The sequence below is a fragment of the Erwinia sp. AK-PDG3-5 genome, assembly GCF_056821705.1.
This window is the reverse complement of record NZ_CM165967.1, coordinates 1,656,120-1,668,305: the sequence shown is the minus strand read 5'-3', so window position 1 is coordinate 1,668,305 and position 12,186 is coordinate 1,656,120. Positions and strand designations below refer to the sequence as shown.

The 12,186-nt window shown below is 55.2% G+C and carries 9 protein-coding genes; 7 read left to right on the top strand and 2 right to left on the bottom strand.

All coding sequences use genetic code 11. The features are described from left to right. The first annotated feature begins 31 nt into the window (after positions 1-31). The 7 genes from baeR to AC1UKS_RS07510 all read left to right on the top strand — a co-directional run bounded on the left by baeR (position 32) and on the right by AC1UKS_RS07510 (position 8,923). Entirely contained in the window at positions 32-739 is a 708-nt protein-coding gene (baeR, locus tag AC1UKS_RS07540) for an envelope stress response regulator BaeR (RefSeq protein ID WP_013202974.1), read from the top strand. Positions 740-1,009: 270 nt separating this feature from the next. Further along, positions 1,010-2,353, top strand: coding sequence for a prephenate-dependent tRNA uridine(34) hydroxylase TrhP (gene trhP, locus AC1UKS_RS07535; protein WP_482436896.1), 1,344 nt, complete (start codon positions 1,010-1,012; stop codon positions 2,351-2,353). Between the two features lie 348 nt (positions 2,354-2,701). Further along, a complete protein-coding gene (gene yegS / locus AC1UKS_RS07530; protein ID WP_482436266.1) occupies positions 2,702-3,601 on the top strand; it encodes a lipid kinase YegS in 900 nt (299 codons plus the stop codon). A 684-nt stretch (positions 3,602-4,285) separates the two neighbouring features. Further along, positions 4,286-5,296: a Zn-dependent oxidoreductase gene (locus AC1UKS_RS07525; protein ID WP_265911016.1), complete on the top strand. Its 1,011-nt coding sequence runs from the start codon at positions 4,286-4,288 to the stop codon at positions 5,294-5,296. Positions 5,297-5,365: 69 nt separating this feature from the next. After that, positions 5,366-6,649: an MFS transporter gene (locus AC1UKS_RS07520; protein ID WP_482436265.1), complete on the top strand. Its 1,284-nt coding sequence runs from the start codon at positions 5,366-5,368 to the stop codon at positions 6,647-6,649. 43 nt (positions 6,650-6,692) lie between these two features. Beyond that, a complete protein-coding gene (locus AC1UKS_RS07515) occupies positions 6,693-8,156 on the top strand; it encodes a mannitol dehydrogenase family protein (protein ID WP_482436263.1) in 1,464 nt (487 codons plus the stop codon). 77 nt (positions 8,157-8,233) lie between these two features. After that, positions 8,234-8,923, top strand: coding sequence for a GntR family transcriptional regulator (locus AC1UKS_RS07510; protein WP_482436261.1), 690 nt, complete (start codon positions 8,234-8,236; stop codon positions 8,921-8,923). Here the strand turns inward: AC1UKS_RS07510 and AC1UKS_RS07505 are convergent. Continuing rightward, entirely contained in the window at positions 8,918-10,963 is a 2,046-nt protein-coding gene (locus AC1UKS_RS07505; protein ID WP_482436260.1) for an FUSC family protein, read from the bottom strand. The two genes, AC1UKS_RS07510 and AC1UKS_RS07505, sit on opposite strands and share 6 nt — an antisense overlap. 152 nt (positions 10,964-11,115) lie before the next feature. After that, positions 11,116-12,168: a class I fructose-bisphosphate aldolase gene (gene fbaB, locus AC1UKS_RS07500; RefSeq protein WP_265911021.1), complete on the bottom strand. Its 1,053-nt coding sequence runs from the start codon at positions 12,166-12,168 to the stop codon at positions 11,116-11,118. Between the last annotated feature and the right edge of the window lie 18 nt (positions 12,169-12,186).

Here is a 12,186-nt window from a genome sequence, read left to right as displayed (position 1 = left end):
TGTGTCACCTCTTGTTAAGCAGATGGGTGTTATGGAACAGGAAACGCTTGCCCCGCTGATTTTAGTGGTTGAAGACGAACCCAAACTTGGCCAGCTGATGGTGGATTATCTGCAGGCGGCCAACTATCGCACCCACCATCTTCTGCGTGGAGATGAGGTGCTGGACTGGGTTAAACAGACGCCGCCGGACATGATCCTGCTGGACCTGATGTTACCCGGCATGGATGGCCTGACGGTCTGCCGTGAGATCCGTCGCTTTTCGGATCTGCCGATCATGATGGTCACGGCCAAAACCGAAGAGATCGATCGTCTGCTCGGGCTGGAAATCGGTGCGGATGATTACATTTGCAAACCGTTCAGCCCGCGTGAAGTGGTGGCCAGGGTTAAAACCATTCTCAAACGCTGCAAGCGGACGCCGGAAGAAGCGCAGAAAGCCTCACTGCTGGTCATTGATGAAAATCGTTTCCAGGCCAGTTGGGACCAGGGCCCACTCGATCTGACGCCTGCTGAGTTTCGTCTGCTAAAGACGCTGGCTCAGGAGCCAGGCAAGGTGTTCTCCCGGGAAATGCTGCTTAACCATCTTTATGATGATTACCGCGTGGTCACCGACCGGACCATCGACAGCCATATCAAAAACCTGCGCCGTAAACTGGAGCTGCTGGATTCCGACCAGCCCTTTATCCGCGCCGTCTACGGTATGGGTTACCGCTGGGAAGCAGATGTCTGCCGTTTGATCTAGGTCAATTTACATTCCCCGCCCCAACCTCTACAATTCCCGCAAATTTTGTAAGGCCGTCACTGACGGCCTTTATCGTTTCTAAACAGAAACCAATCATTCGACGTTTTTTGCCCCTTTTTACTGCCGACTCTTACCCATTTGGATTTCGGGTTGCAGCAAGGCGGCAAGCAGCTTCATCCCAGGAGCTTACTGAACTAAGTGACTGGGGTGGAGCTGAGCAGCTAACGCAGCTGCAGCCCGAAAGACATTGGGTAACCTAAAGAGATACTCATAGTGAAACCGGAATTGTTATCCCCCGCCGGCACCCTGAAAAACATGCGCTTCGCCTTCGCCTACGGCGCCGACGCCGTCTATGCTGGCCAGCCACGTTACAGCCTTCGGGTGCGTAATAACGAATTCAACCACGAGAACCTGGCGCTGGGCATTAACGAAGCGCATGCGCTGGGTAAGAAATTCTATGTGGTGGTAAATATCGCGCCGCATAACGCCAAGCTGAAAACCTTTATTCGCGATCTGCGTCCAGTGATCGAGATGGGACCGGACGCGCTGATCATGTCCGATCCGGGCCTGATTATGCTGGTGCGTGATGCCTTTCCGCAGATGGACGTGCATCTTTCGGTGCAGGCCAACGCGGTGAACTGGGCAACGGTAAAATTCTGGCAGCAGATGGGCCTGACACGCGTGATCCTTTCGCGCGAACTGTCTTTGGAAGAAATCGCCGAGATCCGTGAGCAGGTGCCAGAAATGGAGCTGGAGATTTTCGTGCACGGGGCGCTGTGCATGGCCTATTCAGGCCGCTGTCTGCTTTCCGGCTACATTAACAAACGCGATCCCAATCAGGGAACCTGCACCAACGCCTGCCGCTGGGAGTACAAGGTGCAGGAAGGCAAGGTGGATGATGTTGGGCAAATCGTGCAGCAATATCAGCCGATCCCGGTAAAGACCGTTGAGCCCACGCTCGGCGCCGGTCAGCCGACCGACAAAGTTTATCTGATTGAAGAAGCGATGCGCCCTGGCGAGCAGATGACCGCTTTCGAGGATGAGCACGGTACGTACATTATGAACTCGAAAGACCTGCGCGCCGTGGCGCATGTCGGTCGTCTGACGCAAATGGGCGTGCATTCGCTGAAGATCGAAGGCCGCACCAAATCGCATTACTACTGCGCGCGCACCGCGCAGGTGTATCGCCGGGCAATTGATGATGCCGCGGCGGACAAGCCGTTTGATGAGTCGCTGCTCGGCACGCTGGACGGTCTGGCGCACCGCGGCTACACCGAGGGTTTCCTGCGCCGTCACACCCACGACAGTTACCAGAATTATGACTACGGGCATTCAGCCTCTGACCGTCAGCAATTCGTCGGGGAATTTACCGGTGAGCGTCGCGGAGATAAAGTGCTGGTTGAGGTGAAGAACAAGTTCAGCGTGGGCGACAATCTTGAGCTGATGACCCCGGCAGGAAACGTTAATTTCGATCTGCCTGAGATGGAAAACATCAAGCTTCAGCCCACTCTCGTCGCGCCTGGCAACGGTCATTTTGTCTGGATCAGCGTGCCGGAAGATATCGATCTGACGTTCGCGCTGTTAATGCGTAACTTCCCGGAAGCCTCGGTATAACCGGTGAGCGATGCTGTTAGATCAACGCGTTACGCCGATCCGGCTGCACGATGATTTTACCAGGCTGGGTGGAAGGTCGCGCCGGCTAGCGCAATAAAGTTACTTCGGGTTACTTTTATTAGAATTTGATCACATAACCCCAGGCCTTTTGTGGCTAGAATGCGCCTTGTCAAAAACGAGAATTCGAAACGGCAGTCTTTATCAGGAACCACCTCCTTGGCCCGTCCGGCTCCCCCGGACGGGCTTTTCTTTTGCCTGCGCGGCCTGGTTTTTCGTAGAGGGTGCAAAATGTGCTATAACTGAAGCACTTTTGGGCCTGAACGGGTCAGCACTGACGGGAAAACAGACATGGAACAACCAATTACGCTGGTGATACTGAACGGCAAAGGCGCAGGCAATGAAGACCTGCGTGAAGCCATTTTTACGCTGCGCAAGGAAGGTTATCCCATTGAGATCCGCGTCACCTGGGAACACGGAGACGGCGAGCGTTACGTGCGCGAAGCCGTAGCAATTCAGGCTGAGACCGTGGTAGCAGGCGGCGGCGATGGCACCATCAATGAGATTGCCACGGCGTTGGCGAAACTAGACGCCTCACAGCGCCCGGTGTTGGGCATTATCCCGTTAGGCACCGCCAATGATTTTGCCACCTCTGCCGGTATTCCGCAGGATATGGAGAATGCGTTACGCCTGGCGATCGTCGGTAAAGCGACCCCGATCGATCTGGCACGGGTAAATCAGACGCACTATTTCATCAATATGGCCACCGGCGGTTTTGGCACCCGCATCACTACCGAAACGCCGGAAAAGCTGAAATCCGCATTGGGTGGCGTCTCCTACTTTATTCATGGGCTGATGCGCATGGATACGCTGAAAGCAGACAGTTGCGAGTTAAGCGGTCCGGACTTCCGTTGGGATGGCGATGCATTGGTGATCGGCATCGGTAATGGTCGTCAGGCGGGCGGTGGTCAACGTTTGTGCCCGGCCGCCCTGATCAATGATGGCAAGATTGAGGTCAGCATTGTCACCTCTAAAGAGATCCTGCCGACGCTGTTGAATTCGGTAATCGGGGGTGATGATGACAATCCCAATATCATTCGCGCCTCTCTGCCGTGGTTAGACATCACCGCGCCGCACGAGATGACTTTTAACCTCGATGGTGAACCGCTGAGTGGAAAATCATTCCACATTGAAGTGATGCCCGCCGCCCTCGCCTGCCGTCTGCCGCCGTCGTGCGAGCTGCTGGCGTAGGGTTAGGGTGTAGGGATAAGTTGCCTGGCTGGTAGGGTGTAAGTTGCCGGACTGGCTGGTGGTAAGTTCAGGGAGATTTGACCGCTGGAAGCTAGCAAGTTGTCTGGCTGATCGGGTGGTTGTTCAGGGAGAGCAGGGTGAACGTAAAGTCGCCGTGAACCCATCCCAGGGGGCTCAGCAGCGGCATCCGTGCCGCTGATGCTTTGCTTATCACCCTGCTCTCCCTTCCCCATAGCTTCATTGTTGCCTGACTAAGTGGGGCAACACACTTCCACACCTCAAACCCACTCATCTACCAGCATCTGTATAGGCATCAGCATCAGCATCTGAACTAACGTTGCCTTTGACCTGTGTCGTCACCAGCGTGACCAACAACGCCGAGGTTATAAGGTGGCAGCATAGTGCACGTTAGCCGAGTGTCTGCCGCAGGGAAGCGGCAGCCAAGCCCCCAGGGATGGGTTCACGGCGTCTCGGATAACGTGCACTATGCGGACGCCATGACACCGAAGCCCTCTTTGCCCTAAATCCCTTCTCCCTCGCTCCCTTAGTCCCTGCCTTAGCAATTAACAAACCCAGCATCCTCAGTAACAAATGTGATCCCCGTCGAACATCCGACACCGGCACCTTGTATGGTAGTACGCCAGAGCGTATTTTTTCAGCATACTAAGTCCATAAGGAAATGCCATGAAAAGCATCGTCATCGAACGTCCGGGTGAATTGCAGGTCCAGGATCGTCCTGAACTGGCTCCTGCCGCGGGCGAAGTCAGAGTGAAAGTTCAGTACGCCAGCATCTGCGGATCGGATGTGCATATCTGGCATGGCCACAACCCGTTTGCCCGCTATCCTCGCGTGATCGGCCATGAATTCTTTGGCCGCATTGATGCCGTGGGTGAAGGTGTCGATGCGGCCCGTATCGGCGAACGCGTGGCCGTTGACCCGGTGGTCAGCTGTGGCCATTGCTACCCGTGCTCCATCGGCCGCCCTAACGTTTGCAGTGAACTGCAGGTGATTGGCGTGCATCGCGATGGCGGGTTCAGTGAATATGCGGTGGCTCCTGCGGCCAATGCCTATACGCTGCCGGAAAGCATCCCGGACAAACTCGCCAGCCTGGTCGAACCGTTCACCATCGCCGCGAACATCACCGCTTTCCTTAAGCCGCAGCCTGATGACGTCGCGCTGATCTTTGGATCCGGCCCGATGGGATTAACCGCGATTCAGGTGCTGAAAGGCGTTTATAAGGTGCGCAAAGTGATTGTGGCGGACCGCCTGCCAGAACGCCTTGCGATGGCGAAAGAAAATGGTGCAGACGTGGTGCTGAATAACAGTGAAATCCCGCTGGCTGCTCAGCTTGAAGGCGAAATGCCGACGCTTATCATTGACGCCGCCTGCCATCCGGCAATCCTCGCGGAAGCCGCTGCGCTGGCCTCGCCTGCCGGACGTATCGGCCTGCTGGGCTTCTCGGGTGAAGCCTGCTCGATTACTCAGCAAAGCCTGACCAGCAAGGAACTGTCACTGTTTACCTCACGCCTCAACAGCCATCGCTTCCCTGAAGTGATTAGCTGGATGGAACAGGGCCTGATCCAGCCAGAAAAGCTGGTCACTCACACCTTCCCTCTCGCAGAAATTGAACAAGCGATGACGCTGTTCGAAAAAGATCCACGTCGCTGCTGTAAAGTCATCTTAGCCGTGGAATAAACCCGGGCTTGCCGGTATCTCACCGGCAAGAAAAATTACCACTATTATAAGAATAATCAAGGAATTACTATGTTCAAAAACCTACGTTGGACTATCGTACTTCTGCTGTTTATGGTCTACATGATCAATTACCTCGATCGTGTTGCCCTCTCGCTGACGGTACCGATGATCGAAAAAGATCTGATGCTGAATGCCGAACAGTTCGGCCTGATTTTCGGCAGCTTCTTCTTCGGTTACGCCATCTTCAACTTTATCGGTGGCCTGGCGACCGACAAGTTCGGCCCGACCATCGTGATGGGCGTGGCGGTTGGCCTGTGGTCTCTGTTCTGCGGCCTGACGGCGGTGGCAACCGGCTTCTGGTCAATGCTTATCCTGCGCGTGCTGTTTGGTATGGCTGAAGGCCCGATCTGCGCCTCGGCGAACAAAGCCATTAACGGCTGGTTCCCGAAAAAACAGGCCGCCACGGCCATGGGCTTCCTCAGCGCCGGCTCGCCTCTCGGTGGCGCGGTCGCTGGCCCAATCATCGGCTATCTGGCACTCGCATTCGGCTGGCGTCCGGCGTTCATCATCATTTGCTCGGTCGGCATCGTCTGGATGGTTGCCTGGTTCCTGATTGCCTCCGATAATCCATTGAAAAGCCGTCGCGTTAGTCAGGATGAACGTGCCCTGATTGCCAGGCTGAAAGAAGAACAAACCACGCCGGAAGATGAGTTAGCACAGGCGGCTCACGGCCTGGGTTACTACCTGCGCCAGCCGATTATCCTGGTTACCGCCTTTGCCTTCTTCTGCTACAACTACATCCTGTTCTTCTTCCTGAGCTGGTTCCCGGCCTACCTGGTACAGGCGCACAACCTCGATATCAAATCGATGAGTATCACCACTATGATCCCGTGGATTGTCGGCTTCGTTGGCCTGGCGCTCGGCGGACTGATTTCCGATAAAATCTTTAAAATCACCGGTAAGCTGCTGCTTTCACGAAAAATTGTGCTGGTCGTCTCGCTGCTGGCCGCGGCTGTTTGTGTTGCGTTGGCAGGTTCTGTAGAAGGGACCTATCCAGCCGTGGCGTTGATGTCAGTGTCGATCTTCTTCCTGTACATTACCGGTGCCATCTACTGGGCGATTATCCAGGATGTGGTGCACAAAAGCCGCGTCGGCGGGATCAGCGGATTCATTCATCTGATCGGTAGCCTGTCGGGCATCGTCGGCCCGATTGTGACCGGCTATATCGTCCACCACACTGGCAAGTTCGACAGCGCCTTTGTGCTGGCGGGCGCGGTCGCAGCACTTGGTGCAGTGCTGGTGTTCTTTGTTATCAAAAACCCGAAGACGCAAAATAAAGCGGTTTCAGTGTGAATTCAGCGCGGGTTCTCCCGCGCCGTAACAGAAGGGATTATCGATGCTTTCACTTGACCATCTTTCTGCGGACGTGGTCCGCCCGGATTATGACCGCCAGAAGCTCAAAACGCGCATGGTGCATATCGGCTTTGGTGCCTTTCACCGTGCCCATCAGGCCGTTTGTAGCGACAGACTGGCCAGCGAACGCGGCAGTGACTGGGGTTACTGCGAAGTTAACCTCAATAGCGGCGAACTGATTCAGGCCCTGAAACAGCAGGATTACTGCTACACCGTCGCCGAGATGGCCGGTGACCAGATGGCGCTGCGGGTGATTGGCGTGGTGAAGGACGCCCTGCATGGCAAATCTGACGGCATTGATGCAGTAATTGAAGCACTGGCGCAGCCGGACGTGGCAATTGTTTCGATGACGGTAACCGAAAAAGGTTACTGCTACGAACCATCCAGCGGCAAGCTGGATCTGGCGCACCCGTCGATCGTGCATGACCTCGCCCATCCCGACGCCCCAATTTCCCTGCCGGGCATTATCCTTGCCGGCATCGTCCGTCGCCGCGAACGCAACCTGCCGCCGCTGAGCGTGATGTCCTGCGATAACATGCCGGAAAATGGCCACGTTACCCGCAACGTGGTGCTTGGTTTGGCGGAAAAACAGAGTCACGAACTGGCGGAGTGGATTGCTCAGCACGTCACTTTCCCTTCCACCATGGTCGATCGCATTGTGCCGGCGATGACGGACGAAACCCATGCGGCGATGCGCGACAAGCTCGGTTGCGACGATCCGGTCGGCGTGGTGTGCGAACCCTTCCTGCAATGGGTGATTGAGGACAACTTTGTCAGCGGCCGTCCTGAATGGGAAAAAGCCGGCGCAGAGCTGGTCAGCGACGTGCTGCCATTTGAAGAGATGAAACTGCGCATGTTGAACGGCAGCCACTCCTTCCTCGCTTATCTCGGTAATCTGGCCGGATATCAGCACATCAGTGATTGTATGGCGGACCCACACTATCGTCAGGCCGCCCTGAGTTTGATGCTGGACGAGCAGGCACCGACCCTGAGCACTCTAGGCGTCGATCTGCAGGCGTATGCCAACTCGCTGATCGCCCGTTATGAAAACCTGGCGATTAAACACCGCACCGCGCAAATCGCTAACGATGGTTCACAAAAACTGCCCCAGCGCTGGCTGGACAGTATTCGCTGGCACCTGAAGCATGGCGGCAGCTACCACTTACTGGCGCTGGGCGTGGCGGGCTGGATGCGTTATGTCGGCGGTGTTGATGAGCAAGGTCAGCCGATTGAAATCCGCGATCCGATGCGCGATCGGCTGGCGCAACGTGTTGCAGAAACGGCGGATGGCGAGGCGCGGATTGCCGCCCTGCTGTCGTTAAAAGCGGTATTTGGCGAAGATCTGGCCGCTGAACCGGCATTCGTCGCAAAAGTGAACCATTTCTATCAGCTTTTACGGGAAAAAGGCGCCAAAGAGACGGTAAAAATTGCCCTGACGCAGGCTTAAGCGAATAAGCGCTGGCGAAGAGCCAGCGCCCTGTTTAGACTTAGACTTTCGTCCAGAAGGTATAGGGATATTACTCAATGTCTACCACTTATATCATTACCGCCAACGAACCGGTAAATCAGCAAATTTACCGCTTCCTGCGCCAGGACATCGTGACCTGCGCGATCCCACCGGGTTCGCTGCTGTCAGAAAAAGAGGTTTCCTCCCGGTTCAGCGTTTCACGCCAGCCGGTGCGTGAAGCCTTTATTAAGCTTGCCGAAGCCGGGCTGGTGCAGGTTTTACCCCAGCGCGGCACCTTCGTACGCAAAATTTCGGCCAAGCGCGTGGCGGATGGACGTTTTATCCGCGAGGCGGTAGAAGTGGCGGTGATCCGCCGGGCGGCTGTCGAAGCCTCTGCCGAATCGCTGGCCCAGCTTGAACACAATCTTCAGCTGCAGAAAATGGCCGCTGAGCGCCATGACAGCCAGGCCTTTTTACTGCTCGATGATGAGTTCCATCGCCTGATTGCGCAAAGCATAAACTGCGAGCTGTCATGGGAAACGGTCGAAAACATTAAAGCGGCCATGGATCGGGTGCGCTTTTTGACGTTAAGCAAAGTCTCCCCGCCGGAAAGCCTGATCCAGCAACATCAGGAGATTTATCAGGCGCTGGTTGCCAAAGATGTCGACGGCGCCGAGCACGCCCTGCGCCGCCATCTTCAGGAGATGATTTTCTCCATCACGCCGATTGCTGAGCAAAACAGCGAGTGGTTTGAAAAGCCGCTATAACGCTGGCCATCTCTGCGTCGGATACAGTGCCATGCGGATATTGAACAGATAGAACAACGGCCTGAACAGCGCCATATCTGCACGACACAATGCCTCGGTCTTAACCAGCAACTGATTCAACGCTGTCAGCAACGATTGCGGCGGCTCAAGGTAAATATCCTTAAGCCGCTTTTTAAAGTACTGATTAATCTCAAACATCACCGCATCGGTTTCCAGCTGATGGCCTTTGATAATCGCCTGATGCCTGGCGTAAAAATCGTAGCAGTTTACCCCAAGCCAGATTTCGGTAATCAGATTGCCCCCCAGCGCCACGCCGGGCGAAGGATCGATGCGGTTACGCGGCAGGATGACGTTGATTTTATCGATCATGCTGGCGACATACTGCTGACGCGACAGCAGCGAAGAAGCGTTGATTTTGATCTCGCCGGTGAACTGCAGCAGCTCTTTAATCCCTTTACGCAACACGCGTCTGGCAGACCAGGCCGGCCTTCTGTTACGGATAATGGCCGTGACCAGCACCGCCAGTAAAATGCCCACCACGGTTGAGATCGAGGCATTGAGGATCGACAGCAGATCGGGCTGCAGATCGTGCGTCATGCCGATAAAACCGGGGATCTGGGTGGCGATAATCAGTCCGATAAAGTTGGTCGACGGATTGGCGATGACCAGCCCCAGCGCCAGCAGTCCCGGCGCCAGACAGATAATCAGTGATTCAAAGGTCACGGTCATCGGGATCAGCAGCCCGACGTACAGCACGCTGATCACAATGGCGATCAACACTCCTTTCAAAAACACCTTCATCGACGCGATTGGGCTGTCCATCGCCGCGAAGAACGAACAGACTACCGCGGCTATCATCGGCGTCGATGCGCCATCTTTCCAGCCGGTGCCAATCCAGAAAATACAGCCGATCATCGTGGCAGTGAACGCGGTGAAGGCCGACAGCAGGATCAGCCCTTTATCGCGGTGCTTCCTGACAAGCTTAAGCCTGCCGCGCTTCTTCTCCGACGACAGCTGGCTGACGCGCTCGCGGGCGTTGAAATAGGAATCGGCAATGCGGATAAAATTCAGCAGCCTTTCCAGCAGCCCAATCAGCAACAAACCTTCTTCCGCATTCATCTCACCGCGGCCATACAGCGCTTTGATCCGCTCCTGCGAGGCAGTGATGTCTGCCTCAATCGACTGCGCCTGGCCGCTTTGTTCCGGGCTGTTTAGCCAGACAAGGAAGTGACTGAACGACTCGGCCACAAAATCCGGGAAGGTAATGCCCTGCTCTGCCAGCAGGCTCAGGCGCTTCTCAATCGCAGTCAGTGTTGGGATCAGATAGGAAAGATGCTGATACTGCGCGCTGACCAGACGGATGAGCTTGCGCGCGGAATCCCCTTCATACACGCAATGGGTGATCAGGGTTTCGACCGCCACCGGATAGTTCGCCATCTGCACCAGGATTTGGTCCCTTTCGGGCGAGCTCTCTTTCGATTCAATGGTCAGCAGTTCGGTGCAGACGTTCGTTGCAGTGTCGAACCAGTTACTGACGCTGTTTTCCAGCAGATTGCGCATCCGTACCGGGAAAACCAGCATATGTACCAGGCTGCTGCAGATAATCGCCACGGTAATTTCTTCGATACGGGAAATCACCGTATAGGTGATCGACAGCGGCGTGGTGACATCGGCAAAGCCCATGATCGCCGCGCTGTAACCTGCCAGCATAAACACGTAGCTCTTCGGCGTGCGATCGTGCAGCGACAGATACAGGCAGCAGGCAACCCACAGCGATACGCAGAGGCTGAACAGCATCGGATGGGTAACGGTAATCGGGTAGATCAGAAAGATAAAGATCCCGCCCAGCACGGTGCCAAGAAAGCGGAACAAGGCTTTCGACAGGGTGGAGGCAGAATACAGCTGTGAAATTACGTAAACCGAGACCATGGCCCAGGCCGGTTTGTCCAGGTTCAGTTTCAGCGCGATATATAAGGCGATAAAGGCGGCAATGCAGGTTTTGACAGCAAATAACCACGCATTTTTAGATAACCACTTCATTATTTACTTCACGGCTCACGTCAGACTAAAGCGCTATTTTAGCGATTTTCAGGCAAGAGTGGAGAGGGTAAAGCATCGATAGTTTGTAACTAAATAATCACACTGGGTGAAAGATAAGGGGCTAATCATTATTAACCCCTTGCGTTTGGCTATCAGGCGATCGTGACGTCTTTAGCCAGATAAACATCCTGCACCGAATTGATCAGCGCCACGCCATCCTTCATCGATTTCTTGAAGGCTTTACGGCCTAAAATCAGCCCCATACCGCCCGCGCGCTTATTGATGACGGCGGTGCGCACAGACTCTGCGGTATCGGTTTCACCTGCCGCTGCGCCACCCGAGTTAATTAACCCGGCACGGCCCATATAGCAGTTTGCCAGCTGGTAACGCACCAGATCGATCGGGTTGTCGCTGGTTAATTTGCTGTAAACGCGCTCGTCGGTTGAGCCGAACTTCACCGCGTTATAGCCACCATTGTTTTCCGCCATTTTCTGCTTGACGATATCGGCACCGATGGTGGCCGCCAGATGGTTAGCCTGACCGGTCAGATCCGCGCTGGCATGATAATCCACGCCGTCCTTTTTGAAGTCATTGTTACGCAGGTACGCCCACAGTACGGTGACCATACCCAGCTCATGAGCGCGCTCAAAGGCGACGGAAATTTCTTCCAGCTGGCGACGCGACTGTTCAGAACCGAAATAGATGGTGGCACCTACCGCAACCGCACCGAGATTAAAGGCCTGATCGACGCTGGCGTACAGCGTCTGATCGTACTGCGTGGGATAGCTGAGGGTTTCGTTGTGGTTCAGTTTGACCATAAACGGAATGCGGTGCGCATAACGTCGCGACACCGAGGCCAGCACGCCATAGGTGGAGGCCACGCAGTTACAGCCCGACTCGATGGCCAGCTCGACGATGTTCTTTGGATCGAAATAGAGTGGATTGGCAGCAAATGACGCGCCGGCAGAATGCTCGACGCCCTGGTCGACCGGCAGGATTGACAGGTAGCCAGTGCCGGCCAGACGGCCGGTGTTGTAGAGGGTCTGCATATTGCGTAATACGGCAGGAGAACGATTGTTGTCGATCATCACCCGATCAACATAATCCGCGCCCGGTAAATACAGGCTTTCCGCTGGAATGGTCATGCAGCGATGTTGCAGAAGAGAGTCAGCTTCTTTGCCCAATAACTGTACGATGTCCGTCATATTAACTCCTGTTTAAGG

Excerpts from the sequence above, each read along its gene's own strand:
- AC1UKS_RS07510 (WP_482436261.1), top strand. The coding sequence starts at position 8,234 with ATGTCTACCACTTATATCATTACCGCCAACGAACCGGTAAATCAGCAA.
- AC1UKS_RS07525 (WP_265911016.1), top strand. The coding sequence starts at position 4,286 with ATGAAAAGCATCGTCATCGAACGTCCGGGTGAATTGCAGGTCCAGGAT.
- AC1UKS_RS07505 (WP_482436260.1), bottom strand. The coding sequence starts at position 10,963 with ATGAAGTGGTTATCTAAAAATGCGTGGTTATTTGCTGTCAAAACCTGC.
- AC1UKS_RS07520 (WP_482436265.1), top strand. The coding sequence starts at position 5,366 with ATGTTCAAAAACCTACGTTGGACTATCGTACTTCTGCTGTTTATGGTC.
- baeR (WP_013202974.1), top strand. The coding sequence starts at position 32 with ATGGAACAGGAAACGCTTGCCCCGCTGATTTTAGTGGTTGAAGACGAA.
- fbaB (WP_265911021.1), bottom strand. The coding sequence starts at position 12,168 with ATGACGGACATCGTACAGTTATTGGGCAAAGAAGCTGACTCTCTTCTG.
- AC1UKS_RS07515 (WP_482436263.1), top strand. The coding sequence starts at position 6,693 with ATGCTTTCACTTGACCATCTTTCTGCGGACGTGGTCCGCCCGGATTAT.
- yegS (WP_482436266.1), top strand. The coding sequence starts at position 2,702 with ATGGAACAACCAATTACGCTGGTGATACTGAACGGCAAAGGCGCAGGC.